This window comes from Phragmitibacter flavus (genome assembly GCF_005780165.1).
GTDB classification, from domain to species: Bacteria; Verrucomicrobiota; Verrucomicrobiia; order Verrucomicrobiales; family Verrucomicrobiaceae; genus Phragmitibacter; species Phragmitibacter flavus.
In genome coordinates this window covers 36,815-63,666 of sequence record NZ_VAUV01000023.1, presented here as the reverse complement: position 1 = coordinate 63,666, position 26,852 = coordinate 36,815, and the positions used below count along the sequence as shown (strand labels likewise).

Below are 26,852 nucleotides of genomic sequence, written 5' to 3'. Positions count from 1 at the left end.
GTAGGCGCGGCAGCATTTCTTCTCGGACTTTTTGACTCATCGGCATGGGTATGGGTTGCCGGTGTCATCCTTTTTGAGTCAACGACCTTTTTTCCTCCGCCCATCCACCCCGCCCCCGGTGTCAAAACTTTTGAGGCAACAGGTCCCACACGCGTCGATCCATTTTCCGCTTTCAAATCCGTCCACCCTCGTCCATGCTCACCGCCCACTTTAAATAAACGGCCATGAGCGGTAAGAAAATTCTATTAAAATTTGGCAGCGGCATTCTCACGCGCACCGACCGCGCGGAGACCGACGAAGAACAACTTTGCAAACTCGTCCAGGCCATTGCCGAGCTCAAACGCCTCGGCCACCAAGTCGTTGTTGTCAGCAGCGGAGCCGTCGCCGCCGGACTCAAGGCCATGGACTTCCGTGAACGCCCCACCGACCTCGTGACGCTCCAGGCCTGTGCCGCCGTCGGCCAGTCCTACCTGATGCATACCTACCAGAGCTACCTGCGTGGCCACGGACTCCACGTCGGCCAACTGCTCCTCACCCACGCCGACCTCGAAAGCAAGGAACGCGCTGAGCGCACCCAGTCCACCCTGCTGCGCCTCCTGCAAAACCCCAACATCGTCCCCATCATCAACGAAAACGACTGCGTTGCCGTCGAAGAACTCAAGTTCGGCGACAACGACAAACTCTCCTCGCGCGTTGCCACCCTCTGGCAGGCCGATGTGCTCATCCTGCTCACCAGCGTGCCCGGACTGATGGACATCCGCGACGACGGCACTGTCAGCATCGTCGCCGAGGTCAACAATGTCGACGAAGTCTTGCACCTCGCCCAGGAAGCCAAAGGCAGCTTCTCCGTTGGCGGCATGGGCAGCAAACTGCGCGCCGTTCAGGATGCCATCCAGGGCGGCGTGCCTTGCATCATCGCTTCCGGTCGCCACCCCGAGCAACTCGCCTCCCTCATCGAAGGCGGAGGCATCGGCACCCGCTTTCCTCTCGCCAGCTAGTCCACGCCTTTCAAGCGTATCCAGTCACCCAATCTGAATGACCGACATCGCCCAACACATCCTTCTCATGGGCAAGCGCGCCCGGGCCGCCGCGCATGAGCTCGTCAAACTCAGCACCGCCCAAAAAAACGACATCCTCCGCGCCATGGCCGGCGGTTTGCGCGATCACGCCCAGCCCATCCTCGAAGCCAACGCCCGGGATGTCGCCGAAGCCGAAACCAAAGGCCTCAGCAAACCCATGGTGGACCGCCTGCGTCTCACGCCCGAATCCCTCGAAGCCATCGCTGCCGCCATTGAACAGGTCGCCACTCTTCCCGATCCCGTCGGCGAAATCCTCTCCGAAACCACGCGTCCCAACGGACTCCACATCACCAAGATCCGCGTCCCCATCGGCGTCATCGGCATCATCTACGAATCCCGCCCCAACGTAACCAGCGACGCCGCCGTCCTCTGCTTCAAAACCGGCAACGCCACGATCCTGCGCGGCGGCTCCGAAGCCTTTCACTCCAACACCGCCCTCGCCAATGCCCTCCAACAAGGCGGCGAGAAAGCCGGCTTGCCCGCCCACAGCATCCAGCTCGTCCCCTTCACCGATCGCGAAAGCGTCGACCACATGGCCAAGATGGATCAATACCTCGATCTCATCATCCCCCGCGGCGGCCAGTCCCTGGTCGAACGCGTCGTCAACGTCGCCCGCATGCCCGTGTTGAAACACTACCACGGCGTCTGTCATGTCTACCTTCATCGCGATGCCGACCTCAAAAAGGCCATCGACATCGTGGTCAATTCCAAGACCCAGAAACCTGGCGTCTGCAACACCTTGGAAACCCTCCTCGTCGACACCGATCTGGCCCCCACCTTCTATCCCGCCCTCGCCAGCGCCCTCGCTGCCAAAAACGTCGAAGTCCGCGGTGATGCCACCGTGCTCACCCACTGGCCCGACGCCAAACCCGTCACTGAAGAAGACTGGTCCACCGAATACCTCGACCTCATTCTCTCCGTCAAAACGGTCGACACCCTCGAAGAAGCCGTCGCCCACATCAATCACTACGGTTCCCACCACACCGACAGCATCGTCACCGAAAACGCCGATGCCGCCCAGCAATTCCTCCACGAAACCGACACCGCCGTCGCCATGTGGAACGCCAGCACCCGTTTCAACGATGGTGGCGAATTCGGCTTCGGCGCTGAAATTGGCATCAGCACCGACAAACTCCACGCCCGCGGCCCCATGGGACTCGCCGAACTTTGCTCTTACAAATACCTCGTCACCGGCAACGGACAGATTCGGTAAAGCTTTAAGACTTAAGTTTCAAATTTTGAGTTTTCAGAAACCGATCCGGGTTTCAAAGTAGCGGCTCCCCGAACTAAGAACCAAGAACTAAGAACCAAGAACTTTTTCCTTTCCATGTATTTCCTCGGCATCGACAGCGGCACCCAAAGCACCAAAGCCATCGTGCTCGACCTTGAAACCGGCAACATCCTCGCCCATTCAAGCCACAAATACGAGCTCATCCCCGGTCTGCCTGCAGGTCACCTTGAGCAGCATCCTTCCGACTGGACCACCGCCACCGAAAAATCCATCATCGACTGCCTCGCTCAACTCGGCGACGCCCGCAGCCGAATTGCCGGCATCGGCATCAGTGGTCAGCAACACGGGTTGGTGGTTCTCGACGCCAACGACGAAGTGATCCGCCCAGCCAAACTCTGGTGCGACACTTCCACCACCCGTCAGTGCGATGAAATCGCCCACGAATTCGGTGGTCAACCCGGCTGCATCTCCCTCGCGGGCAACGCCATGCTGCCCGGCTACACCCTTCCAAAAATTCTCTGGCTCAAACAAAACGAACCCGACAATTTTTCAAAAATCGCCACCGTCCTTCTCCCACACGACTATCTCAACTTCTGGCTCACCGGCATCAAACGCATGGAATACGGCGACGCCTCCGGAACCGCCGCCCTCGACATCCGCACCCGCACCTGGAATGCCGAGATCTGCAATTTCGTGGATCCCCGCCTCCTCTCCATGCTCCCTCCCGTCGGCTCCTCACAGGACGTTCACGGCACCCTTCGCCCGGAACTCGCCGAGAAATGGGGCATCTCCAAAGACACCATCATCAGCGCCGGTGGCGGCGACAACATGATGGGCGCCATCGGCACCGGCAACATCAAACCCGGTGTCATCACCGCCTCCTTCGGCACCAGCGGCACCTTGTATGCCACCGCCGCCGAACCGATCATCGACGGACAAGGCGAAGTCGCCGCGTTCTGCGACAGCACCGACCAGTGGCTCCCGCTCGTCTGCACGATGAACGTCACCGTCGTCACCGAGCAACTGCGCCAGCTCTTTGAATGGGATCTCACACAACTCGAATCCCTCGTCGCCAGCGCCCCCGCCGGAGCCGACGGCATCACCTTCCTCCCTTACCTCAACGGCGAACGCACCCCCAACCTCCCCAATGGCAGCGGAGTCATCCACGGACTCCGACCCGGCAACCTGACCCAGGCCAACCTCGCCCGTGCTGCCGTTGAAGGAGCCACCCTCGGCCTTGCTTATGGCCTCAACCGCTTCCGCGAGCTTGGCATCAATCCTACCGAAATCCGTCTCACCGGCGGCGGCAGTCAAAGCCCCGCCTGGCGTCAAATCGCCGCCGACATCTTTAACGCTGAAGTCGTCACCCTCGCCACCGCCGAAGGGGCCGCTCTCGGAGCCGCCATCCAGGCCGCGTTCGCCCTGCAAAAACGCGATACCGGCCACGCCGACTACGCCTCCCTCACCGACCGACTCGTCACCCTCGACGAATCCACCCGTTGCCGCCCCAACCCGGAAAACGCCGCCTTCTACAAAGACCTGCTCGAAACCTTCACCGGCCTCACCTCCCGTCTGCGCGAAGTCAATTATCTGTAATTCCCATGGAGCGCCGACGTGTCGTCGGCCACATCTCTTCCAATTACCAACCCACCCGTGGCCAAGATCCGCCTCAAGAACCCAGGCCGCGCCATCGCCGCCCTCATGCGCGGCATCGGCAACACCCTCGACTGCCACCTCCACAACACGGCCAACGTCGACCCGGCCAGTTCCGAGCGCTACATCTGGGCCTTCTGGCACGACTCCATGTTTCTCATGCCCTGGATGTGGGAGGCCATCTTCCCCGCCCGCCCCGCCGTCATCCTCACCAGTCCCAGCGGTGACGGCGAGGTCATCGCCCAGACCTGCGCCGAATTCCGCCTCCTTGCCGCCCGCGGATCCAGTTCCCGACGTGGTGCCCAGGCCATGATCGAACTCGCCAAACTCGCGAGATCAGGACACGACCTTGGCGTCACCCCCGACGGCCCACGCGGTCCCCGCCACCATCTCAATCCCGGCATCATCAAACTCGCCCAGCTCACCGGATTGCGTATTATCCCCCTCCACGTCACCTACCAGAACGCGTTCAAATTCAACACCTGGGATGGGTTCCAGCTCCCCGTGCCCTTCAGCCGCGTCGACATCGAATTCCGCGACCCCATCACCATCCCCCGCGACGCCACCGAGTCTCAGTGCGAAGAACTTCGCCAGCACGTTCAGCAACAACTGTAGCGCTTTCCCTTTCGAAAGAAGCCCCACATCCGACCGTTCCCTTCCTGGCCGCTTCCGGTCATCCCCTCATGGTCTCATGGCGAATTCGATCCTCACTGCTCCCATCCCAGCCAGCGCTGCAACCGCTAAGAATCCCAGCAACCGCGCCTTTCAAAACGCCTTCTTCCGACGCATGGGCGACACCCAACAGTTCCGGCTGCTCTTTGACCACCTGCCCGACATCGGCTTTTTCGCCAAAGATGCTGAAGGACGTTTCGTCGCCTTCACCCCCCACCTTCAAAGACTCTCCGGCTGCACCACCGAGGAAGAATACCTCGGTCGCGACGACAGCATCATGCACACCCCGCTGACAACTGCCACCATCCGCCAGGACGACCTCAAGGTCATGCGCACCGGCCAACCTCTCATCAATCGCGTCGAATTCCTTTTCAACTCCGGCCCCGGCTCCGGTTGGTATTGCACCACCAAGCTGCCAATCTTCGACTCCGAAAAACACATCATCGGCCTCATGGGAGTCGTCAAACCCTTCACCGGAGCCCTCGGCACCCTCCCCGAGTATGCGAATCTCGAAGCCGCTTTGCGCCTCATCGAAACCCACTACGCCGAATCCATACCCACCGACAAACTCGCCAGCGCCACCGGATGCTCTGCACGCCAGTTGAACCGACGCTTTCAAAAAGCGTTCAACATGTCGCTCCAGGATTTCATCGCCCACCGTCGCATTCAGGCCGCCATGGAAGCCCTTCACGGCAGCGCCACCCTCGCAGACATCGCCTCCCAACACGGCTTCTCCGATCAAAGTCATCTCACCCGACAGATGCGCAAACTGACCGGCATGACCCCCGGTCAGGTTCGTCGCAGACTCGCCACCCCCGGGTGACCGAATCATTCCAAACTTTGTCCGGCTCGTTCAAGACCCGAACGTCCATCCACGTCAAGATTACACCGTATGGACTTGGTATCGCGAAACCACAGCGCACCGTCCATGGCAGCACCTTCCGCCATGAAAACACGCACCTTCCCCAACCTCAGCCGACAACTTGTCGCCATTCATGTTGCAACCCTGCTCTGCGTCGCCAACTTTTCGATTCCATCCGTTCCGGCAGCAACCATCATCAAAGCCAACAACACCACCAACCTGAACCTGTCGGGCAGTTGGGTCAGCGGAACCGCCGCCCAGAACGACATTGCCCAATGGGACAACACCATCACCTCAGCCAATACTTCCAGTCTCGGTGCCGACCGTGAATGGCTCGGCATTTCGATCCTTGATCCCGATGGCGACATTACCATTGGCACCGGCAATACCCTGACCCTCGGCATGGGCGGCATCAACATGGGCAGCGCAGAAGTCGACCTCAACATTCTTTCCAGTCTCACCACGCGCAATTTCACCCATCAAATCTGGAACGTCGCGACGGGGCGAGCGCTCACCCTCGACAACGGCACCTTTGCCCGCTCCGTCGGATCCAACGTCAACATTCAGGGCAGCGGCACCGTCAACATCGGTGACGATCACAGTGGCATCGTGAATGACACCACCGGCATCGTCGGTCCCTGGCTCACCACTGGGGCGGGCACCAGCACCCGCTACACCACCCGCGATTCGACCACCAACAATCTCATCGCCTACACCGGCACCAGCATTGCCGTCGCCGACATCGGCAGCACCCCCGGCCTGAATGCTGAAGTGAATGCCTCCGGCACCTTCGGCACTGGTGCCTCCGTCAACACCCTCCGTCACAGCGGCGGTTCCGCCACCCTGGCTGGCAACCTCACCGCCAACGGCATCATGAATGCCGCCAGCGGCGTCCTCACCCTGACCGGTGACATCACCATCGGGGCCACCCGAGAGTTGATCATCGACTCGGCCGGTTCCTCCACCACCATCTCCGGCATCATCAGCGACAACGCCGCCGGGTCGTCCTCACTGACCAAGACCTCCCCCAGCAGCCTCACCCTCAGCGGCGACAACACCTACACCGGCGACACCCACGTCAACCGCGGAGTCCTCATCATCACCCACAACAACGCGCTCGGCTCCACGGCGGGCATCACCTACATCAACGGCGGGGACACCGCATCCGGTGGCAATCCCAGCGTCCCCGGTGGGCAGGTCAGGCTCAGCGGCGGTGCCACTGGACTCACCATTGCCGAGAACTTCGTGGTTTTTGGCCGGGGCAACGGGCAGAATCCCCAAGTTTTCTACAGCAACGACGGAAACAATGTCGTCACCGGAACCTACACCCTCAGTGGAGGTGGTGGCGGTTCCCGCATTTTCGTCGCCGCCGACAAACTCACCATGACCGGCGGCATCAACGTCACCCCAGACCAGTCAGGCTTGTTTATCCTCAACCCGCAAACGGGTGCCACCCTCGCTTTCACCACGAACTCCGTCGTTCTGCAATCCGACGGCTCGTTCTATCTCGACTCCGGCGGCACGGTGGAGCTGGGCGTTGCCGGCAACGTCTGGGGCAACACCCGCATCATCAGCGGCACCATGAAAATGATGATTGCAAACGCCCTGCCACTCAATGCCATCGTCAACATGGGGGCCGGTTACGGCAGCAACAACGACACCCTTGATCTCAACGGATTCAGTCAGGAAACCGGCAGCATCGTTCATGGAACCACCACGATGGGCGGCCGCACCATCACCAACACCAGTTCCACCGCCGCCACCCTTGCCATCAATCAATCCACCAACGGAAACTTCTTCGGCGTGTTGGCAGGCGAACTCTCCTTCGTCAAAAAAGGAGGATCTAATCTCGTCCTTCACGGCGCAGGCACCCACACTGGCGATACCCGGGTCGAAGCGGGCACCCTCGCCCTCAACCACGTCGACGCCCTCTCCGCCTCCACCCTCGACACCCACCTCTCCGGCATCCAGACGGTCACCTTCACCGTCGCAGGCACGAACACCTACAACATCGGTGGACTCAAGGGTTCTGACGACCTCGCCATAGGTGTCTTGGCCACTACCCCCACCTTTATCTCTAGCAACATCAGCGTCGGCGCCAACAACCAGTCCACTACTTATTCCGGCATCATCAGCGGCACCGGCGGTCAACTTACCAAAACCGGAACCGGCACTCTCCGACTCACCAATGGCAGCACCTACACCGGCAACACCACCGTCAATGACGGAAGCCTGTTGGCCAACAACATCACCGGCTCAGCCACCGGCACCGGTTCCGTCACCGTCCAATCCGGCGGCTCCATCGGCGGCAACGGATTCATCTCCACCGTGGCTACCACCGGAGTCACCATCCAGTCCGGCGGTATCCTCTCCCCCGGCGACGGACCCGACCGACTGACCATCACTGCCGCCATCAACCTCAATGCCGGTGCTTTCTTCAATACTCAGCTCGCCATCGGTGGCATCGCCACGGAAGGCAATGGCACCGTCGGGACCAGCCTCCTCGACGCCAACGGCACTGTCAGCATCACCGACAGCCTCCTCACCGGCACTTGGGACGGCGATTCCGACAACCTCTACACCGGCGGACTCCTCACCGACGACCACCGCCTCTGGCTCATCGACAACGACGGCAGCGACGCCATCGTCGGCCTCTTCGCCAACGCCAACACCCTCGCCGATGCCTCCATCCAAACCATGTTCGGTGGCGCATCCACCCCCTACACCACCCTCATCGACGGCCAGCAATTCGCCGTCTTTTACAACGCCGATTTCGCCTCCACCGCCCTCACCGGCGGCAATGATCTCCTGCTTGTCGCCATCGTGCCCGAGCCCGCTCGCGGCATCCTTTTCATGGCGGGAGCCATGATCGTCCTCGGGGCCAGACGTCGACGACGTTAAAAACCAGGGTCATTTTTTGGCCCGGCTCACCGCAAAATTTTTTAAGCGCAGGCGATTGCCTGTCCACGAACCAATTTATAGATCAACACATTGACGATGTATGTATCATGCATGGTCGTCTAATGAACACTTCTCATGCAGATCGAGACCAAAAATCCATCCAGCCTCGTCCGCCGGAAGAAAAGGGGCCTGGCCCTCATCACCGTCGTCTCGCTCATCGCCACCATCACGGTGCTGATCATCGCCATGCTCTCGCTGTCCGATAGCGAACGTTCCTCCGCCACTCGCTTTTCCGATACCGAACGCGCACGCCAGCTGGCCGATTCCGCCGTCAGCCTGGTCATGTCTCAAATCTGGGATGGCAGTGGTCAGGACAACGCCACCACTGGACGCGAAATCTGGGCCTCCCAACCCGGTGCCATCCGCAAATATCGCAACGACGGCGCCTTCCTGCGCGGTTACAAACTCTATTCCGATCCCACCATGATCGTCACCACGACGGAGGAGTCGATGGCCAACGACACCCCCGACACCGACTGGCAGGAACACCCCGCCATGTGGACCGATCTCAACACGCCCGTCATCCGCCCCGCTCCCATCGGCGCTTCAGATCCCACCCCCGCCGCCATCTTTCCTATCATCGATCCCCGCGCCTACGTCGCCACCGGCGCGGATGCCACGAACAATGTCGAAGGGTTCACCTACATTGCCAATGATGGTGTGTTTCCCGGAGTTGAAGCCGCCTCCAGCAATACCGACCTCGACGCCCGCCTTCCCATGCCGGTCCAATGGCTCTACCTCCTGCAGGACGGAACCCTCGGCACCCTCACTTCCGGCGGCGGTCCCTCCGGCAACTACACCTTCCAGGGAGCTGGAGGCATCACCGCCACCGCCACCAATCCCATTGTCGGTCGCATCGCCTTCTGGACCGACGACGAGACCAGCAAAATCAACATCAACACCGCCTCCGAACCGCAGTTCTGGACCACCCCTTATCTCTATCACGAGCGCGATGAAAACTGGTCCGTCTACCAGCCAACCCGCTTCGAGTATCAGCGTTATCCCGGCCATCCCGCCACCGTCGCCCTCAGCACCGTGCTGTTCCCCAATGAGGACCTCGATCCCTACGGCAAAGCCCCCAACGCCCGCTCCGCCATCCTCGCCAAACGCGAGCGCATTTATCAAATTGTTCCCAAGGTCAATCTCGGTGGCTCGATCTCCGGCACCGTGCCCTTCTGGGCGCTCACCGATTCCAGTTACCCCGGCGCGAAACAGCACCACGTCAACATTACCGAATCTCTCAAGCAACGACTCTACGCCAGCGTCGACGACCTCTTGTTCTCCCAGGAAGTCTCCGGGGACCAACGCCTCATCCACGACGATGCTGAAGGTGCCCCCCCCGAAAACCGCCTGTTCGGCGACAACCCCGAACGCGCCCTCGAACGCGTCCGAGCCTTCCTCACCGCCCACAGCCGTTCGCCCGAAACGAACCTCTTCGGACTACCACGCATCGCCGCCTGGCCTGTCGCTGACGAGTCCCTCGGCAACACCTATCGCACCATTTACGACAACATGATCGCCTGGTGCGCCTCCTCAGGCAACGCCACCAGCACCGACAAAAGTTACTTCTTCCGACGCAAAAACTCCCTCAGCGCCACCGAGGACATCAACCTCCCCCGCAACCGCATCCTGCTCGAATACCTCTACCACCTGCTCGGACGCGACTACCCCAACGGCGGAGCCCCGGCCACCGCCTCCTTCACCGACAAATACGGCTCCGACGCCGCCCGCCTCGCCGTGCAGATGTTCGACTACATCCGCTCCATCAACGTTTACGACGGCAGCCTCGCCCCCTCCACCGAGACCTTGAAAACCGATCCCACCTACCGCCTCGACGGCAAGAATGGCGAACAGATCCTCAACGCCACCCCCCTTCACAAACCCTTCACCGCCGATCGCGGCAGCCAGCCACGCGGCGGCGAGCGCATCATTGATCGCGCCTTCCCCGGCCATGGCATGGTCGCACCCAGCCAAACCACTCTTGGCGGCGTTCCCGCACGCGGTCAGGGCCGCTTCGTCGCCATTTCAGAAGTCGGACTCCTCTTCATCTGCACCGCCGACGGCACCAATGACGAAGGCAGCTACCGCATCCGCAACGCCGACGGCTCCATCCCTCCCGCCCCACCCATCGACAACACCAACCCATCCAGCAACTCCGACCCAAATGCCAGCGGCGGACGCACCGCACCAAAAATCCTTCACGCAAACATCGGCGACCCCGTCGAAATCGAACTCGGCCCCGATCCACATTCCTCCCCCCCAAGCCAACCCCAATACTGGTATTCCAACTATCCCCCTCTCTCAGCCACCTCCAGCGGGCGCTATGGCACCAACCCCGGCGCCGACGAAGACGATCCTCGGTCCATGGCCACCCACCCTGGTTACCAGCCCAAGAACTGGAACGCCACCCTCGTTCCCGATACCCCCCTTGAACCCGGCGAACGCCGCGTTCAGGGCATGCTCATGGTCGAGTTCACCAACCTCGCTCCCGGCTGGGGTGGCATGATGCCCAACCTCTGCATCGAAGTCATCGGCCTCGACGGCGTCCGCATCCGCAACACCATCGCAGGCGACGTTCCTCTCTACGCCTCATCCATCGCCCCCATCTGGCGCTCTGGAGGCAGCATGTGGGCCGCCAACAACGTCCACATGATCGGCGGCAGCGTCAGCCCCACCGTCGGACTCAGCGGCCGTCGACTCCCCCCACGTGGCGGCGTCTTGAAAGACCCCGCCTACCACGAAACCGCCGAGACCAGCCCCAACAAAGCCTATCTCAACTTCGATCTCGTCACCGACTTCCACACCATCCCCGGCCCGCTCAAACCGACCCCTGACAACCCTCACCAAATTGTCCTCGGCGGAGACCCAATCACCATCAACATCTACACCGGTCAGAACCCCGAACCCGCCAACCTCGTGCAATCCGTCCAGGTCGATCTCCGCATCGACAAAAACGGCAACATCTCCGCCGATAAACCCATCCCCACTCCCGAACTCGTCCGCCTCGGCACCGGTCGCCAGACCAATGCCTCAAGCACGACCACCCCACGCGTGGACGCCCCTCATTGGTGGGCCTTTCATTTTGCCGGAGCCCTCAACCGCTTCAGCGGTGCCTGGACCAATCCCACCCCCTACACCCGCGCCTACTCCGGCATCTCCGACGCCAACGACGAATCGCTGCGCACTCTTGGCCGCCTCTACCACAGCATCGACAACTCGGGTGCCACCAACAACATCCCCCGCTATCAGCAAGTCATGTGGATGGCCCCCAACAACACCAGCACCACCGATGCCTATGTGAACGTCATGCGCCCCTATGCCACCCAGACAACAGGCAGCTCAACCCCCTTCCTCCCCGCCGGCGTCACCGGTCCCTTCGGTCAGGACACCCTCGTCAACCTCGTGCCGCGCCACGGCGACCTCCGACTCCACAACGCCAAATTCATCGTTCCCGCCTCCGACTGGCGTCCCCACCCGCGCCTGCTCGCCATGGACGACCCCAACTGGCTCAATCCCAATAACGCCAACCTCCCCTTCTTCGTCGCCCACACCTGGTCCCGCTACGGCAACTACATCGACCCCGGTTTCTCCGTCGAAGTCGATCCCGTCACCGGTCGCAACCTCACCGACCGCAGAAACCGCCTCATCAAAAACGTCCCCAACGGCGGCTATTGGCCCGACGTCCCCATCGGTGGTGCCCTCGCCCACCGCTACCGCGACTTCGACAATCCCTTCGGTGCCGGCAACATGCGCGACGGCCCATGGATCAACTGGCCCGACGAAGGCAACATCGGCATCGACAACCGAACCATCAGCGGTGCCACCTATCGCATGCCCGGCGGTTACCACGGCGAACCCTGGCGCAGCGCCGCCGCCGGGTTCAACTACATGACCCCCAACCGGCTCATGCCTTCTGCCGTCATGTTCGGCTCACTTCCTCCTTCTCCCACCCTCGGCGGCCCCGATGGCAACGGCGACCCCTGGCGCACCCTGCTGTTCCGACCCAACCACATCCGCTCCGGCATCACCAGCCAGATCGACGCCCAACCCCACCCCGGTGCCCCCTCTTACTTCGGCGGCGTCGATCCAGCCGACCACCTTCTCCTCGACCTCTTCTGGATGCCCATCGTCGAACCCTACGCCATCAGCGAACCCTACTCCACCGCCGGCAAGGTCAACCTCAACTACCAGATGGTCCCCTTCAACAAATACATCCGTCGCGCCACCGGACTCCATGCCGTTCTCAAAGGCGAAATGATGCACGCCATCCCCACCGACGCCGCCCCCGTGCAGCGCGGTGGTCCGACCGGAACACAACTCCTCGCCTTCAACAACAGCTACGGCGACGGCCAATATCACCATCACCAGCTCTGGACCGACATCGAGGCCAACCTCGGCAACTACACCGCCAGTCCCAAATTCCGCCATTGGCATCGCACGATTCTTGCCGACCAAAAAGTCGGAACCATCTGGCAGGGCACCCTCGGACAATTTGAACGCCGATTCGAATTCGGAAGCGCTGCTTCTGGCGGAACCACCGTCAACACCCCCACCGCCGCCCGCGGACTGTTCCGCACCGCCAGTCAGATCGCCGAGATCAACCTCATTCCCAAAAAAGTCTCCGGCACCTCTCCCTCCGTCCTCACCACCGCCACCAACCCTGCCCAGACCGAGGGCGGCGATCCCGACGTCAACACCCCCTACAACGACACCGAGGACATGAAAACCTTCTGGGAAGCCCGCGCCCTCACCGGCGACAACGCCCGCGAACGTCCCTACGCCCACATCTACCAAAAAATTACCACGCAAAGCAACACCTACCGCGTCCATTACCGCGCCCAAACCATCCGCAAAGCCCGCTCCGTGCCCGCCAACGAGTTCAATCCGCAACTCGAATCCATCAACGCCGACTACCGCGGTTCCGCCCTCATCGAACGTCGCATCAACCCTGACGATCCCACCATCCCCGACTACGCCCTCCCCTCCAACTACGACGCCGAACCCCTCGACCGGCATTACAAATTCCGCGTCCTCGAAAACAAACGCTTCGCCCCATGAACCGCCTTTTCCCATCCTTTCATCACCGCACCCGACAGGCTTTCTCCCTCGCCGAGGTCGCCATCTCCGTCGCCATCCTCGCCCTTTCCCTCACCACGCTTCTCGGACTGATCCCCTCCGTCATGGACAACATGCGCCAGGCCACCAATCGCACCGCCGAGACCCGCATCGTCAGCGAAATCTCCGGAGCCATCGGCCTCGCCGACTGGGGCGCCCCCGCCGCCGCCCCTCACCATTGGAGCAACCTCCCCACCATCCTCGCCAACCGCTGGTATTTCGATGATCAGGCCAATCCCATCGCCCCCGACGACGCCAGCTTCGACCTCCGCGTCGCCTACGTCGCGAGCGCCCAACTTGCCTCCGAATCAGGCACCACCGCCCATGGCGACATCAACATGCCCGTTGGCGACACCGCCGACCTCCCCGCCGCCACCAACGCCAAGGCCATCCACATCCGCATCGCCTCCAGCACGCGTGAAAACTTCCCCTTCGACAACCCCAACACCTTCTCCACCTACCTCACCCTCGTCGCCCGACAGTTCTAGCCCCATTCATCATTCGAAATTTAAAAATCTCAAATCTCAAATTTTAGATCTTCGAACCTCATGAGCCGCCTTCGCCGCCACGCCTTCACCCTGGTCGAACTGCTCATTTCGATGACGATCCTCTCGATCCTGTTCCTCATCGTCGTCAACGTCCTCTCCGAAGTCCAGCGCGGCTGGTCCCAGGCCGGAGGCAAAGTCTCCCAATTCCGCGAAGCCCGACGCGCCTTTGACATCATCAAATTCAACCTCCAGCAGTCCACGCTCAACACCTACGAACGCCTGCGCTTCCCCAACCCTGCGGACCCGCTCGCCCCCGCCTTCAACAGCAGCACCGGAGCCGAACTCGACATCAACCTCAATCCCATCGGCTACGTTCGCTATTCCGAACTACAGTTCCGCACCGGACCCACCACCAGCGTCCTCAGTGGAGCCTCCGGCATCAGTGCCGCCACCCATCCCGGCCACAGCCTTTTCTTCCAGGCTCCGCTTGGCTACTCCAGCCAGTATCAACATCTCCCCACCGCCATCAACGGTCGCGGATACTACGTCGAATTCGGCGACGACTCCACCTTCCGACCTCCCTTCATCGCCACCAGCCAGCCCGCCAAATACCGCTACCGGTTGATGGAATACGCCCCGCCCACCGAAAACAACACCATCTACAATCCCGAGGCCGCCACGGCCTCCAACTGGATGCTCAACACCACCAACTGGAGCCGGCCCATCGCCGACAACGTCCTCATTTTGATCGTCTCCCCCAAACGCATCACCCTCACCGAAACCACGGCCAACCCGCGCGACATCGCCCCCGGCTACACCTACGACAGCGCCGGAACCCCCATCTCCGCCGCCGAAAACTTCACCCAACTCCCCAGCGACCACCAACTTCCCCCCGCCGTCGAACTGCTCATGGTCGTCATTGATGAACGCTCCGCCGCCAACCTCGCCCCCACCGGCGCAGCCACTCCGCCCTTCACCTTCAGCGGGTTCACCATCGCCAACAACGATGAGTTCCAGGCCGACACCAACGCCCTCGAAGCCTACCTCGTTGGACAGAAGGTCAACTTCCGCATCTTCAGCACCACCGTCCCTCTTCGTAACTCGCGCTGGGACGACTGATCCACCATGTTGCCCATGCATCCCACCCGACAACCAACGCCCGCCCCGCGACGCCATCCCGCCTTCACCCTGGTGGAGATGCTCATTGTCTGCGCCATCGTCGGACTCCTCCTCGCCCTAACCCTGCCTCCCCTCGTCGGCTCCCTCGCCGCCGCCCGACTCACCAACACCGGCGACCAGCTTCAATCCCTCCTCTCCCAAGCCCAACAGATCGCCTCATCCGAAGGCCGCCCCGTCGAAGTCCGCTTCTACCGCCACCTCTCCCCGGACACCCCCGGCTCCACCTCCGCCTATCGAACCGTCGTCCTCATGCGCCACTACGATGCCGGCGAACCCAGCCCCTTCCCTGCTGAAAGCGGCACCGTGCTCGACTCCGCCATCACCATTCATCACGGCGAAACCCTCAAACTTTCCGACGACCTCGTCATCAGCAGCGCCACCGCCGCCTCATCCCTGCTCACCCTCCCCGCCCCCAGCGCTGCGGCGCAAGCCAACACCTTCACCCTCAGCGGCTCCACCCGCAACGCCTACGAATTCCCTGTTGAAGACCACGAATACCGCTCCTTCATCTTCCGCCCCAACAGCACCAACCTCCCCTCCACCGGCACCAGCCGCTGGTTCCTCACCATCATCTCTGAGGCTGAGGAAGTCTCCGGCACCGCCATCGCCAGCGTTCCCAACTACTACTGCATCCAAATCGACCCCATCAACGGCCGCATCACCTCCTACCGCCCTTAAGAAACCACCAAGGACCAAGGACCGCGAAGTTGCACTTCGCAGCATCTACCCAGCGAACGCCAGCCCGTGCACTTCACGTCCAAAGCTAACTGGAGGTTTAGGCCGCAATGTCGTCATACCCTAACCAGTCCTGCGAGAAACTCTCCAATGGATGGTGCGATCACTTCTGTGTCAACAGTCCCGTCGGCATGGTGCAAGCACACAGCATCCGAAGCGTGAGATACGAAGAGGATGTCGCCGCTATACTCTCCAATGGCCGTCCCATCAATGCTGCTCACCTCAAGGCTAGAATATCCTGCATGTTGCAGGCGCTTGCGATAGGCCACTAGGCAGCTGAGGAAAGGAACACGCATCTCGCCAACCTCGATCTTCTCAAACAACTGCTCGCGTGTCTTGAGTCTGAAATCCCGTTCACGGTAGGTGAACACCGTGCTTCCGTCGATGTGACTCTGCAGGAACTTTTCATATTCAGGGTCGAAGCTCATTGGCGTGAAGCGGCCTAACGATGATCACAGGAACCCCTGCCAGCAGGGCGAGCGTCGATCACGGGATTTGGGTTGTAGTTACGGGATATCATCGAAACTGAACAGCTAGCAGGGGTTGTCACGGCGCGGCTTGTTGTGCTTCTTCTTGTTCATTTGCACGCTCGACTCTGGATTCCGATCAATTCGTTGACGCGCAATAATGAGTCTCCAGAATTCCGCTCCCATTCATCCCATGCCCTTGCGTGAAAGTCAATGGCCATCTTATCTACGAAAAGCTTCCGCTCATCCGTTCCGAGTCGATTCCATTGTCCCACGCTCAACACCGATAGGTAATGGGTGACGGTTGCGAGGCGCCCATATTGTCGCATGTCGAGCACCTCAGCCGCGAGGCAATGAAGCGGCTCAATGATGTCCTGGTCAAATCTCATCAGATTCCATACTTCTTCGGGTTGGTTAGCGTCGCATCGACGGTTTCTTCTGCTTGCTCACGCGTCGTAGCAGCATGAACCAGAAGATCAATCATCTCACCACGATCCTGTCTCCGTGCTGCATCGCCGAAGGCGTCAAGAAGGCCACATGCAAATAGTCATTCATTAACGGTCATTCCTCGCAGCTCTTCATCTGATGGGCGAAAACTGTTCTTCATTATTCTGGAGCAACAGAGGGAGGAAATGGGGTTGATCGAGGTGGTGGCGGGTGTCCCACACGCCTTTGGAAATTGGTCAGTGTTTATGCTATGCATGAGGGATTTTGGGGCTGCAAAATAACACGGACATTCCGGTGTCACAATTAAGGGGCTGCTTGGTCAGGGTTCGGTGGATCGCATTGTTCGACTCTATTTTCTGACAATTGGAATCTCTACGGACTTATCAGGGAGAACCACAAACTTCTGCATATAAGTATGGGGAGATTCACGCTCTGATCGGAATCCGTGAATCTCGACGACATAAAGCGGGATTCCGATAAAGAAATTCTGGTTATCGATTTCGGGACCAGCGGCCTGCAGCAGTTCAACCCTTTGAACCAAAGTGCGCTCGATCAACGGATCTTGCTTTTCAAATGCATTGGCGGAAAGCGCAATTGCGTCTTCTGCAGTAACCGGAGCTCCTTCAAGAAGAAGGTTGGTCTTCGGCAGCGCGCTCAGCCTCTCTGGTGGAATCGAAACCTGAATTTGAACTTTAGTTCCATCTGCCAAGATTTCTGAACCTCTGTAAATCTCGACGTCTTCAGCAGCAAATAGTGGGGCAGCGGTGAGTATCAGAGATAGGATTGCTGTCGATGTAGTTTTCATTGATTGTTTTATTTTGTCGAACGATCAGCTGTGGCACCGGCGAAAAGGAAGCTCGAATTCAACGAAAGACGTCAACACCGGTTGCCATTAGCGTCTTGTTCATCTTGACCTTCATTCGCTTGCCTATGCTGATGGAAAATAAGAGGCAACGGTAAACAATGCCAGAACAGAAAGCGATAATGAGATAATCGAAATCGGAATAGACGGTCGCATCGTTTTCTTGAACACGGATACAACAAACCAAATCAACGACCCAAAACCACTCGCAGCGGTGATGAATAAAAACATGGGCCAAAGATCAACCCAGGTGGACCAAACATTCATGCGAGAAGGATTGCCAACGTTGAACTGAACTGTGGTCGCGCCTCCCACGATCAAAAACAGGTAGGTCATCGTTGAGGTGATCACCAAGGGCACCCCTCCCGCAAACACAAACTTCATTGCCGGATGAGGTTCATCAGTCTCACGAAAGCCACGACATCGCCTCTCCCTGACAATCACTGAAATGGCAAAGGCTACGTAGCCGAGGCTCGCAAGGATGAGGAGTGGCAGGAGCATTGTTTTTAGACGACATCGAGGAGCGGCACCGGATACCGGAGCGTCACTCCGCAACAGAATTAAGAGTTGTAGTCACGAGGGTCATTTCGATTCGGGGCGGCTAGCCGGTTGTCCACCAACGTTTTGTTCGGCTTCGTTTGTTTTATCGTGGAGTTTGTGAAGGCGCTCGAAGAAATCTCGTTCTTGGGGCAGGCGGAACCGCGTCCCATCCTTGTAGCGTGGAGGAAGGGTCGGACTCTTGATCCCAAACGGCTGTGTCCCCTGATCAAAGTAGTAAAGGCGATTGTCTTCCGCATGGTATCGGCCACCGCAAAGTAATGACATGTGAGAATGATGGCGCCCGCTAAATCCAACTGCGATGTCGATCCATTGCGGGACTCGCTGATTGCGGCACAGCAACTCGACGACCTCCTTCGCTTCGAGATCTTCGTGGAACACGTTGTCGTCTTCGGGATACACGATCTCATCCGCCTCACGATTGGAATCACATGAGGAATTGAGGACGGCGCAGTAGCGGAACTCGAAGGGTAACGTGTCTCGCACCATTGTAGCTGCAAACCTCGTTGCGTAGAACGAAGCAGCATCGAGTCGGAGTCTGAAGTCAGCAGCACGCATCATTTTCTTGAACGAACTTCTAGCTCATCCACGGCGGGGAGGAAAGCCCGAATTCAAACTGGAGCGTTACCTGCCGTTGAATGGAGCGTCTTGTTCGGGGTTTCCGGGTTCATTTATTGGGGCCTTGAATAACGATGACCTGAAACTTGTCTTCAAAGACGGTCACGCGCTCGCCGCCAAATGAAATCTGTTTGGTTGCGGTGGCTGTCTCGGGTGTCTCTATCGGAAAACGACGGGTGAAGTTGAAAACGTCCTTGCCATCGCGTCGCTCGACGAATGACCACGCAATCTCGGAAACTTTGCCGGGAAACCCACAAGTCATCTTACCGCTCCTTGCAATTGGCTGGCCGACTGGAGCGGGATTCGATGCGCATGAACTACCCGAATCGAGTTCGCCGTTATAGCAGACAATTGCCGCTCGGAACTGTGGAAAAATGGCATCTCCAGCGATTGCGATAACAGGTGCCGTGAGCAGAAGAATGGAAATTGCGTAAATAGCGGATTTCATGGCATGAAGTTTGGAATGCGCGAGGAATCGCCGAAGGTAGAGCGCGTGCACCCCTACCAGTGGGGACGCGCGTCGATCACGGAGTTGAATTTGTGGTGAGGGAAAAATCATCGAAACCGAATGGCTGGCAGGGTTGTCATGGCGCGCCTTGTTAGTCTCATCTTGGTCTGAGGTATTTGGCGATGAACTTGCTGACGCGCTCCTCATACTCGGCAGCTGCGAATCGATGAAGATCGACGTGTGCGGCACCGGCGATCTTCCAAATCTCTTTCGGTCCGCCTAAAGCAGCGTAAATGGCATTCGCTTCGATGGGTCGGGCGTGACGATCCTCACTACCGTAGAGGACAAAAACTGGGGTGACCACATTCTCCGCCGCGCGGACGGTGTTCAGTCTGTCGGCGTCGATGCCAAGCAATGGTTGGATCTGCCACGTAAGCAGTGGTGTGAGCAGACGTCCATGGCGACCGAATCGCATATCCAGGCGGTTGCCAACACCTGTCTCTGCATCCGCAAACACGGCCTCCACCACCATCGCCTCAGGTGGGTTCACGTAGTGAGCCATCAGGGCCGCAGCGCCACCAAGCGAGGTTCCGACAACGGCTACAGGGAGATTGGCATAGTGACTTCGCAAATATGCCACTCCAGCCGCCGCATCCATCGCCTCAAGGTATCCCAGAGTGATGTTCTCGCCTGGACTCTCCCCATGCGCTTGAAAATCGATGCAGAGTGTGTGGTAGCCTTGATCGCGCAGGAAGCTGGCGCGGCTGGCCATACTCCGCCGGTCTGCTCGGATCGCATGAAGAAGGAGAATCGTTCCGGATGCATTCTCGGTCTCCGTAAGCCAACCTGCGATTTGACTCCCCGAAGCGCTCTTGAACTTGATGGTCTCTCCGCCCAAATAGCCGGGCGGAGGGCCAACAATTCTGGGAACTGCTGCAACTAGCTGATGACCGATGTAAAGTGTGAAGGTGATTCCACCGAGAAAACCCAAAGCCCCGAGGACCAAGAGTCGGCGTATCCAACGTTTTCGTTTTGATATCAGAGTCATTTCTTAGACCAACGTCGGGGTGTGGCACCGGCTACCGGGAGCGCCACTCCACGACAGGATTAAGAGTTGTAGTCACGAGGGTCATTTCGATTCGGGGCGGGTAGCCGGTTGTCCACCACCGTCTTGTTCACTGTTGGTGGGTTTTGTGTATTCTGCGAGTCCCGTTGCGTAGCGGTGCAGCCATATTCTTGCAGATTCGTTGCTCCGACCAAATGGAAGTCTGAATCCCCGGTAAAGCGGCAAAACAATGCCAAATGTGCCTCCGATAGCCCCAACAATCATACCAGGAACCATCAACAGCATGAAGAGAATGAAGGCCGGATGAGTCCGATCAGGTGGATCGCCGAGGGTCGTGTCCAACACGTCCGAACCGAAGATCAATGCGCAAACTCCAGCCGCTGAGAAGATCCCCATCAGCATGCAGGAGGAAAGTGCCGCAAACGAAGTGATGAATACGAAAGTCTTGGCGATCATTCTAGCAGGAGATATTTCAGGCGAACGACCAAGCTCAGCGACCTTATTAGGAGTATTCATTTTGAACCTTTCGTTGACGGAGAACCTCTACGTGACGGCGCAAATATTCAACCAGCATCCTGCTCGTGTCGCCGCCCTTCAATCCATCGTAAGGTTTCAGTTCTTCGTCCAAGCGTGCCAACTCGCACTTCAGATTGGAATCGATAGTGACTTCACAGAACCATGGATCAGGAATAGGGTCGGGAAGCGCGACTCCTCGGCTGATGGCGAAATCCCGAATCTTTGTCATGGCATCCGCCAATCGGGTTGCACCGATGGCTCGCATCGCCCGTAAACCGCGAAGGAAAATCACTGCACCACCGTTACAGTCGAGAATGTAATCAAAATCTTCACCTTCAAAACAACTGAACATCTCGAAGTCACGAACAATCGATTCAGGTTCTAGCAAGTGCGACTCTGGGCAAGACGAATCAATTTTGCTGTTGAGTTCCTTCACGATATCCCAAGGCTTCCGATCAGCGGCGAAGAGAATCGCATCGATGTCGTAAACAGGTGGCTTGGCTGCATTCCATCGAGCTAGATGATCCTCTTTCCGCATTTCGATTTCACACTCGCTACATACATCGGTTGGTGTCGGCCCGAAAAGTGATAAACAGTCACTCATGTCTTTGTTGCAACGGGCACAGCGCCAGCCTGGCGTGGTCGCGGGTTCAAGCCCGGCGTTTATCCGCTGAAGCCGTCGGAAGAACTCATCTCCAAACTTAGACATGGCGATTGGTCAACGAACGCGGTTGTGCACCTACCATTTAAGATGAGCCACGGCCGCTTGGGGCCGTTGGCTCTGGGGTCTGGTAGGCATTTTGGGGCACCAACGGAAGTGGGCCGACTTCCATCGCTTGGATTAAACCCTGCGCCAAAGTGAACCGATGGCCAACGTGCATATCGGCGAGGACTGTTCCAGCCAAGTCACGCACGACCTGATGAACATCGACCAAGATACGCCCGGCATCCTCCGAGTAAAAGGCCACTGGCTCCACGTGGGGGTCGATCTCGCTCCACTGCTCCGTCCAGTAAGCGCGAACCTCGTCGGGGCCACGAACAAAACCGCCCTTGAACGCTTTCGGCCAAGCCACGTCGTGGGTCATGGTCGAGAGGGCCGCGGCGATGTCTCGCTCGTTGAAGGCCGTGTAGGCCGCGCGGAGCAGTTTAATTTCCGATGCAGGTGGAGCTGACATAAGCGGGTGACGAAGAGTTTTTTGCCTAACAGAGGGTTGATACGACGTTTTGAAGAATCGCATCACCCTATTTGTTTCAAATTTGTCAATTTATCGAGATCAACTTGGATTGGGGCTGCAACACAACACGGATATTAGGGTGTTACTCTTCAAAAATGGAAGTTCACAATTTTTTCCGATTTTTTTTCTGAATTTTTATTTGTCTCTCCCTTTAAACTTCGGTTCGCTCACCTGCGCCAGTATAATTTAGACAACGTGGTTATCCTTCCTTTGTCAGGATTTGCCACCGGTCTCCGCTCAGGTGATAACGCTCTCGCGGCAATGCAAGGTTGAACGATGAAGGCATCAACACTACCAGCGGCGGCGCACGTCACTTATGGGGTTGGGAGTGTAATTGGAAATCATCGAAACAGAACGGCGGGTGGAGGTTGTCATGACGCCGCTTGTTGTGCCTCTTCCGAGCTTGTCCATGCCCGGAAAAAGTCAGCTCCTGGAAATTCACAATTGCCGCAGTGGATCTCTACGCCATCAAACTCTGACAAGACTCTCATCGCGCTCTGCCATAGGAGCTTGGACGCCCCTTGGTTCTGAATGGCGACGCGAAAACCATGTTTTTCAGGCCTGCACGAAAAGAAAAAGATTCCTTGGTGGGCATCGTCTAGGTCTCTCCGCACTTGAAGGAACCATCCTTCGTAGTTCGCGATTGGAACCTCGGCAGTCTGCTGAGGTTCACTACGGTAGATGTGCCACACAACATCTTGATCGAGCGCATTAAATCTCGTCTGCCATTGTGCTGGAGTGGGCATCAATGTCCTTGGGGCGTTCGCAAAGACCTCTCGATTACTGAGCCTAGGCGCCACGGTCTCAAAGAGTTTCGGACGCTCCTCGACAGAAATCTCTGAGCAGTGCAATGAGAGTCGGGCAGGAACATCAAGCTCGAATGCAATTGGTGACTCTGATTCGACAGCTGCTATTCCTTCCGACCAGTGTTCAGAGGAGATGGCGGCGTCGGCAGAGAGGCTGTATTGTGCGATCTTGGTTGCCCGAATACGGAACACACGGGACACTCTCCTCGAATGTGCCTTGTAACTCCCCTCTATCTGGTATGCGAGTTCGATGGTCACCGCAGAAGGCGTGCTCGATGGATCAGGTTTGGACGCAGCTGTAAGGGAGAGGATACGGGCGTCCGCAAAAGCAACATTATCAGTCAACCAATCTTCAAACTGCTTGCGCGTATTGATGTTCAGAACGTTCATTCTTCTTTCTGGCACAACGTCGAAGCCCTCCTACACCTGCCGAATGGCGAGGCTTCGAGTGTGGGTTGATGGCCATGGCTGATTGAACTCGCAGCGGGGCAGGTGCTAGGAGCGGCGCATTGTTATGCCATTGGAGAGACGGTCTTCGCTGCTAGAAGGTTTTGCTACCCTTCTTCCATCGTTTTCTAGACTTTGGATTTGATAGCGCTTCTTTGAGGGCTGTTCCAAGCTCGTATCCTTGAGAATCAAATCCCTTCGAGGAGTAGACATCATTGACTGCCATCTCCGCATGTCCAGTAGCTCGGTGAAGTGCATTGTTGCGGGCGCTTGGGTGGTGAATGTCTTCCGGATTGTCGTAGGAATACTGGCAGCTGTCGAAGTCCTGCGACTGGTGCCGACGGCAGCCGAATGGGCGGACAGAGTATACGCTGCACATGCCGTCGATGAGCAAAGGGCATGGCACGTTGGTTCCGATATGTTGTTCGTAGGACAGCGGTTCCACAGTCTTTTGGTGTTCCTCAAGGCGTGCGTTCAATGCTCCTCGTTCCAATCCAGAAAAGCTAGCCTCCACGTAGTCCGCAATGTTGAGAATCTCGTGGGCTTTCGCGTCGACTCTCAAGTAGCAGCAGAGAAAGCAACCCTTCTTGCATGCGAGTTCAGTTTCGTTGGCGTCGATGACTTCCCCAACGAGCGCATCAACAGCGGAATAAGCATTCCGCAATGCCCGGTGATAATCTGCCGGTGTTTTCGCAGCATTTAATTGTTGGGCGAGACGCTGTGCGGGGTTCTCAGGCATAATTTGAGGGATCGGCGTTCTGTTTCGTGTCATTCGATTGCGATCACTGTTCCAGTTCCAATCAGCTTAGGTCCCTCTTGAATGCGCCAAGTCCGTCCAGGCGTGAGCATCTCCGCCAATCCACGCGCGTTCAGAAAAGTGATCGACAGCTCACGAGTCTCACCAGGATACACCCATTCGCTTTCTGGAACCTCGATCTGTCCGATATAGAAAATCCGGTCTTCCTCCGATCCGAAATTGTGATTGGGGCGGAGACCTTTGGTAAATGGCCCAATCCTTCCCCCCTTGTCGGTCGGAGCCATCGCGATCTTGGCTAAGACTACGATTGGCTTGTTATCGACGATATCGAGATTGTCGGTGAAGCTGAACATATTCATTTTATTGCTAAACGTTTAGCTGTAGGCGAAATGGAAGCTCGAATTCAAGACGGACGTTGTTGCTCGGTTGCCACCACCGCCTTGTTGAACGAAGCCGCTTCGCGGGGGTGAGGTTGGTGCGGGGCGTGGAGCGACATGAACGAGGTGGGTTTACAAAGATGTCAGTGACCTCAGGCAGGCGGAATCTGGGGGCCTATGAAAGCTATCCCTGCCAACTTATCCGACTTCGTCCGCTTCATCAATCTCAAATCCCTGCGGGCCCGCACCCGCACGGAGTATGTGCGCTGGGTCTCACGTCTTGCTTCTCATCAGGGCGTGGCCTGCGCGTCACTGCTTGATGAAGGTCAGGTGCTCGACTTTCTTCATCATTTGCAACAAGATCACGACTACGAGGGCAGCACGCTCAATCAATGTGTCTGCGCGCTGCGGCTGTTCTTTCGTGATTTCCTGGAGCGTCATGACTGGACTTGTTGGAGCAAGATCCGCATCAAACGCACCGCACCGCTGCCTTGTGTGTTGACCCGGGCTGAGGTGCATCGCTTGCTGCTTTCAACGAAGGTGGCGCGATTCCGTGCGGTGTTTGCGTTGATGTATCATTGCGGGCTGAGAGTCGGCGAGGCCTGTCGTATTGAGGTGTCTCATCTGGATGCGGCTCGCGGGGTGTTGCAGGTGCTTCATGCCAAGGGAGGCAAACATCGCGAGGTGCCGGTTTCACCGTTGATGCTGCAACGCCTGCGTCAGTGGTGGTCGGCGCATCGTAACCCACGCTTTCTGTTTCCGGGCATTGGCCGTGGATGGAAACAAAAGTTTGGCAGTCAGGCGAAGGCTTTGCGCCTTGCTTCGCAGCCGATGAGTGACAGCAGTGTGCAGGCGGCGATGATCAAGACGGTGCTGGGTTCGGGCATCAAGAAGAAAGGGGTCTGTTGCCATGCACTGCGCCATAGTTATGCCACCCATTTGCTGGAAGAAGGTGTGTCGCTGCGGCAGTTGCAGGTGTATCTTGGACATTCGGACATCAAGACGACGACGGTCTATCTTCATCTTACGGAACTTAGTGAAGGAAGAACGCGTGAGGCGCTCAACCGGCTCTACAACGAGGTGATTCCGGCCCCTTCGGTTGACTGATTGATCACAAAAGATCGGCTGCATGGATCTGGCGGCGATCTTTGCGCGGCATTGGAGTCGCTTTGCGGCTTCTCATGCGCATTTGTTGACGGGCGCTCATCATCGGGCGGCCCGGGCGGTCTTGTCATGCCGCACGGCTGAGTTGGGCGGGCAAGTGCATCATTGTGCGGAGTGCCTGGAGGCGCGTTTTGTTTATCACAGCTGCAACCATCGTTCGTGCATCAAGTGTGGCGGGCGGGAACAAAAACAATGGGCCGCCGCTCAGGAAGCCAAGCTGCTGCCGGTGCGTTATTTTATGCTCACGTTCACGCTGCCCGATGAGTTGCGGCGTTTTGCCTATGCTCATCAGAAGTGGTTTTACGACGTGATGTTCAAAGCGACCGCGGCGTTGTTGATGGACTTTGCGCAAGATGAAAAACATCTGGGGGGCATGCCGGGGTTTACCAGCGTGCTGCATACCTGGACACGGCAGATGCAGCATCATCCGCATGTGCATGTGATCATGCCGGGGGTGGCGTTGAGTGAGGACGGGTTGCGGGTGCGCCGGGCAAAGGGACGCAGGTATTTGTTCCCGGTGAAGGCCCTGGCAGTGGCGTTTCGCCATCGCATCAGCACATTGATCAAAGCCAGTGATGATAAACACGGCACCCGGCATCACTCCACCATTCCCGCCGAGGTTTGGAGCAAGTCTTGGGTGGTGGACGCACGGGCGGTTGGAAAAGGTGATCATGCGCTGCGTTATCTGGCACGCTATGTCAACAAGACGGCAGTAAGTGAACCACGGCTGTTGGGATACGATGTGCAGGGTAACATCCGACTTAACTGCCAGGACAGTGGAACGGGTAAGTGGCGTGTAATCCGTTTAACACCCGATGACTTTTTGCGGCGCTGGTGTCTCCATGTGTTGCCGAAGGGTTTGGTGCGTGTGCGGCATTATGGGTTGTTGAGTGCGGCAGCAAAGAAGCGGCGACTGGGTGTGCAGGAGATCCTCGGCCACGTCCCCAGGCGAAAGCCTAAACCGCTGGTGGTTGAGAAGCCCAAGTGTCCGTGTTGCGGCAAGGAGATGGTGTTGGTGATGCGAATGCCACGCCACTTATTTGGAACGATAAGGGTGACCGTAAACCCGTCACGCGGGCCACCTGAATGAAGACGATGATTTTTTTATT

At 58.2% G+C, this 26,852-nt stretch carries 24 protein-coding genes; 12 read left to right on the top strand and 12 right to left on the bottom strand.

Annotated elements, in window-relative coordinates:
• Window positions 1–224: 224 nt before the first annotated feature.
• From proB to vccD, 10 genes are all read left to right on the top strand, one after another.
• Window positions 225–998: a glutamate 5-kinase gene (gene proB, locus FEM03_RS22350; protein ID WP_138088540.1), complete on the top strand. Its 774-nt coding sequence runs from the start codon at window positions 225–227 to the stop codon at window positions 996–998.
• A 37-nt stretch (window positions 999–1,035) separates the two neighbouring features.
• Window positions 1,036–2,292 (top strand): glutamate-5-semialdehyde dehydrogenase, encoded by a 1,257-nt coding sequence (locus tag FEM03_RS22345; RefSeq protein ID WP_138088539.1) that lies wholly within the window; start codon window positions 1,036–1,038, stop codon window positions 2,290–2,292.
• A gap of 114 nt (window positions 2,293–2,406) precedes the next feature.
• Window positions 2,407–3,906: a xylulokinase gene (gene xylB, locus FEM03_RS22340; RefSeq protein WP_138088538.1), complete on the top strand. Its 1,500-nt coding sequence runs from the start codon at window positions 2,407–2,409 to the stop codon at window positions 3,904–3,906.
• Between the two features lie 57 nt (window positions 3,907–3,963).
• Entirely contained in the window at window positions 3,964–4,578 is a 615-nt protein-coding gene (locus FEM03_RS22335; protein WP_138088537.1) for a lysophospholipid acyltransferase family protein, read from the top strand.
• 76 nt (window positions 4,579–4,654) lie between these two features.
• Window positions 4,655–5,458, top strand: a complete 804-nt coding sequence (locus tag FEM03_RS22330) for an AraC family transcriptional regulator (protein WP_166443069.1) — start codon at window positions 4,655–4,657, stop codon at window positions 5,456–5,458.
• Window positions 5,459–5,581: 123 nt separating this feature from the next.
• Window positions 5,582–8,398, top strand: coding sequence for a beta strand repeat-containing protein (locus FEM03_RS25740; protein WP_166443068.1), 2,817 nt, complete (start codon window positions 5,582–5,584; stop codon window positions 8,396–8,398).
• A gap of 135 nt (window positions 8,399–8,533) precedes the next feature.
• Complete coding sequence (vccA, locus tag FEM03_RS22320) at window positions 8,534–13,516, top strand: Verru_Chthon cassette protein A (protein ID WP_138088534.1); 4,983 nt, start codon at window positions 8,534–8,536, stop codon at window positions 13,514–13,516.
• A complete protein-coding gene (vccB, locus tag FEM03_RS22315) occupies window positions 13,513–14,061 on the top strand; it encodes a Verru_Chthon cassette protein B (protein WP_138088533.1) in 549 nt (182 codons plus the stop codon). Before vccA ends, vccB begins: the two co-directional genes overlap by 4 nt.
• Before the next feature lie 60 nt (window positions 14,062–14,121).
• A complete protein-coding gene (gene vccC, locus FEM03_RS22310) occupies window positions 14,122–15,180 on the top strand; it encodes a Verru_Chthon cassette protein C (protein ID WP_138088532.1) in 1,059 nt (352 codons plus the stop codon).
• A gap of 15 nt (window positions 15,181–15,195) precedes the next feature.
• Window positions 15,196–15,918 (top strand): Verru_Chthon cassette protein D, encoded by a 723-nt coding sequence (gene vccD, locus FEM03_RS22305; protein WP_166443067.1) that lies wholly within the window; start codon window positions 15,196–15,198, stop codon window positions 15,916–15,918.
• Between the two features lie 113 nt (window positions 15,919–16,031).
• On the opposite strand, the gene FEM03_RS22300 is transcribed toward vccD, so the two are convergent.
• The 12 genes from FEM03_RS22300 to FEM03_RS22245 form a co-directional block, all read right to left on the bottom strand.
• Window positions 16,032–16,403 (bottom strand): hypothetical protein, encoded by a 372-nt coding sequence (locus FEM03_RS22300; RefSeq protein WP_138088530.1) that lies wholly within the window; start codon window positions 16,401–16,403, stop codon window positions 16,032–16,034.
• A gap of 835 nt (window positions 16,404–17,238) precedes the next feature.
• Window positions 17,239–17,694: a hypothetical protein gene (locus FEM03_RS22295; protein WP_138088529.1), complete on the bottom strand. Its 456-nt coding sequence runs from the start codon at window positions 17,692–17,694 to the stop codon at window positions 17,239–17,241.
• Between the two features lie 123 nt (window positions 17,695–17,817).
• Entirely contained in the window at window positions 17,818–18,252 is a 435-nt protein-coding gene (locus tag FEM03_RS22290) for a hypothetical protein (RefSeq protein ID WP_138088528.1), read from the bottom strand.
• Window positions 18,253–18,333: 81 nt separating this feature from the next.
• Window positions 18,334–18,870 carry a hypothetical protein gene (locus tag FEM03_RS22285; RefSeq protein ID WP_138088527.1) on the bottom strand — a complete coding sequence of 179 codons (537 nt, stop codon included), beginning with the start codon at window positions 18,868–18,870 and terminating at the stop codon, window positions 18,334–18,336.
• Window positions 18,871–18,976: 106 nt separating this feature from the next.
• The gene (locus FEM03_RS22280; RefSeq protein WP_138088526.1) at window positions 18,977–19,375 is read right to left on the bottom strand and encodes a hypothetical protein; all 399 of its coding nucleotides are present in this window, start codon (window positions 19,373–19,375) and stop codon (window positions 18,977–18,979) included.
• A 157-nt stretch (window positions 19,376–19,532) separates the two neighbouring features.
• On the bottom strand, window positions 19,533–20,423 hold the full coding sequence (locus tag FEM03_RS22275; protein WP_138088525.1) for an alpha/beta hydrolase: 891 nt from the start codon (window positions 20,421–20,423) through the stop codon (window positions 19,533–19,535).
• A gap of 81 nt (window positions 20,424–20,504) precedes the next feature.
• Window positions 20,505–20,957, bottom strand: a complete 453-nt coding sequence (locus FEM03_RS22270; RefSeq protein WP_138088524.1) for a hypothetical protein — start codon at window positions 20,955–20,957, stop codon at window positions 20,505–20,507.
• Window positions 20,944–21,666 carry a hypothetical protein gene (locus tag FEM03_RS22265; protein WP_138088523.1) on the bottom strand — a complete coding sequence of 241 codons (723 nt, stop codon included), beginning with the start codon at window positions 21,664–21,666 and terminating at the stop codon, window positions 20,944–20,946. The genes FEM03_RS22270 and FEM03_RS22265 overlap by 14 nt, the downstream gene beginning before the upstream one ends.
• A gap of 37 nt (window positions 21,667–21,703) precedes the next feature.
• Window positions 21,704–22,132, bottom strand: coding sequence for a nuclear transport factor 2 family protein (locus FEM03_RS22260; protein WP_138088522.1), 429 nt, complete (start codon window positions 22,130–22,132; stop codon window positions 21,704–21,706).
• 431 nt (window positions 22,133–22,563) lie between these two features.
• Window positions 22,564–23,388 carry a hypothetical protein gene (locus tag FEM03_RS22255; protein WP_138088521.1) on the bottom strand — a complete coding sequence of 275 codons (825 nt, stop codon included), beginning with the start codon at window positions 23,386–23,388 and terminating at the stop codon, window positions 22,564–22,566.
• Between the two features lie 151 nt (window positions 23,389–23,539).
• Window positions 23,540–24,184 (bottom strand): YkgJ family cysteine cluster protein, encoded by a 645-nt coding sequence (locus FEM03_RS22250; protein WP_166443065.1) that lies wholly within the window; start codon window positions 24,182–24,184, stop codon window positions 23,540–23,542.
• A gap of 29 nt (window positions 24,185–24,213) precedes the next feature.
• Complete coding sequence (locus FEM03_RS22245; RefSeq protein WP_138088519.1) at window positions 24,214–24,561, bottom strand: hypothetical protein; 348 nt, start codon at window positions 24,559–24,561, stop codon at window positions 24,214–24,216.
• Window positions 24,562–24,756: 195 nt separating this feature from the next.
• Here FEM03_RS22245 and FEM03_RS22240 point away from each other — a divergent pair, with 195 nt between their 5' ends.
• Window positions 24,757–25,686: a tyrosine-type recombinase/integrase gene (locus tag FEM03_RS22240; RefSeq protein ID WP_138088518.1), complete on the top strand. Its 930-nt coding sequence runs from the start codon at window positions 24,757–24,759 to the stop codon at window positions 25,684–25,686.
• 22 nt (window positions 25,687–25,708) lie between these two features.
• Window positions 25,709–26,833: an IS91 family transposase gene (locus tag FEM03_RS22235; RefSeq protein ID WP_138088517.1), complete on the top strand. Its 1,125-nt coding sequence runs from the start codon at window positions 25,709–25,711 to the stop codon at window positions 26,831–26,833.
• Window positions 26,834–26,852 lie beyond the last annotated feature (19 nt).

Excerpts from the sequence above, each read along its gene's own strand:
- FEM03_RS22270 (WP_138088524.1), bottom strand. The coding sequence starts at position 20,957 with ATGAATACTCCTAATAAGGTCGCTGAGCTTGGTCGTTCGCCTGAAATA.
- FEM03_RS22240 (WP_138088518.1), top strand. The coding sequence starts at position 24,757 with ATGAAAGCTATCCCTGCCAACTTATCCGACTTCGTCCGCTTCATCAAT.
- FEM03_RS22275 (WP_138088525.1), bottom strand. The coding sequence starts at position 20,423 with ATGACTCTGATATCAAAACGAAAACGTTGGATACGCCGACTCTTGGTC.
- FEM03_RS22265 (WP_138088523.1), bottom strand. The coding sequence starts at position 21,666 with ATGTCTAAGTTTGGAGATGAGTTCTTCCGACGGCTTCAGCGGATAAAC.
- FEM03_RS22300 (WP_138088530.1), bottom strand. The coding sequence starts at position 16,403 with ATGAGCTTCGACCCTGAATATGAAAAGTTCCTGCAGAGTCACATCGAC.
- FEM03_RS22330 (WP_166443069.1), top strand. The coding sequence starts at position 4,655 with ATGGCGAATTCGATCCTCACTGCTCCCATCCCAGCCAGCGCTGCAACC.
- FEM03_RS22285 (WP_138088527.1), bottom strand. The coding sequence starts at position 18,870 with ATGATGCGTGCTGCTGACTTCAGACTCCGACTCGATGCTGCTTCGTTC.
- FEM03_RS22250 (WP_166443065.1), bottom strand. The coding sequence starts at position 24,184 with ATGCCTGAGAACCCCGCACAGCGTCTCGCCCAACAATTAAATGCTGCG.
- FEM03_RS22255 (WP_138088521.1), bottom strand. The coding sequence starts at position 23,388 with ATGAACGTTCTGAACATCAATACGCGCAAGCAGTTTGAAGATTGGTTG.
- FEM03_RS22345 (WP_138088539.1), top strand. The coding sequence starts at position 1,036 with ATGACCGACATCGCCCAACACATCCTTCTCATGGGCAAGCGCGCCCGG.
- vccC (WP_138088532.1), top strand. The coding sequence starts at position 14,122 with ATGAGCCGCCTTCGCCGCCACGCCTTCACCCTGGTCGAACTGCTCATT.
- FEM03_RS25740 (WP_166443068.1), top strand. The coding sequence starts at position 5,582 with ATGAAAACACGCACCTTCCCCAACCTCAGCCGACAACTTGTCGCCATT.
- xylB (WP_138088538.1), top strand. The coding sequence starts at position 2,407 with ATGTATTTCCTCGGCATCGACAGCGGCACCCAAAGCACCAAAGCCATC.
- FEM03_RS22245 (WP_138088519.1), bottom strand. The coding sequence starts at position 24,561 with ATGAATATGTTCAGCTTCACCGACAATCTCGATATCGTCGATAACAAG.
- FEM03_RS22280 (WP_138088526.1), bottom strand. The coding sequence starts at position 19,375 with ATGAAATCCGCTATTTACGCAATTTCCATTCTTCTGCTCACGGCACCT.
- vccB (WP_138088533.1), top strand. The coding sequence starts at position 13,513 with ATGAACCGCCTTTTCCCATCCTTTCATCACCGCACCCGACAGGCTTTC.
- FEM03_RS22260 (WP_138088522.1), bottom strand. The coding sequence starts at position 22,132 with ATGTCAGCTCCACCTGCATCGGAAATTAAACTGCTCCGCGCGGCCTAC.
- vccA (WP_138088534.1), top strand. The coding sequence starts at position 8,534 with ATGCAGATCGAGACCAAAAATCCATCCAGCCTCGTCCGCCGGAAGAAA.
- FEM03_RS22290 (WP_138088528.1), bottom strand. The coding sequence starts at position 18,252 with ATGCTCCTGCCACTCCTCATCCTTGCGAGCCTCGGCTACGTAGCCTTT.
- FEM03_RS22235 (WP_138088517.1), top strand. The coding sequence starts at position 25,709 with ATGGATCTGGCGGCGATCTTTGCGCGGCATTGGAGTCGCTTTGCGGCT.
- vccD (WP_166443067.1), top strand. The coding sequence starts at position 15,196 with ATGCATCCCACCCGACAACCAACGCCCGCCCCGCGACGCCATCCCGCC.
- FEM03_RS22295 (WP_138088529.1), bottom strand. The coding sequence starts at position 17,694 with ATGAAAACTACATCGACAGCAATCCTATCTCTGATACTCACCGCTGCC.
- proB (WP_138088540.1), top strand. The coding sequence starts at position 225 with ATGAGCGGTAAGAAAATTCTATTAAAATTTGGCAGCGGCATTCTCACG.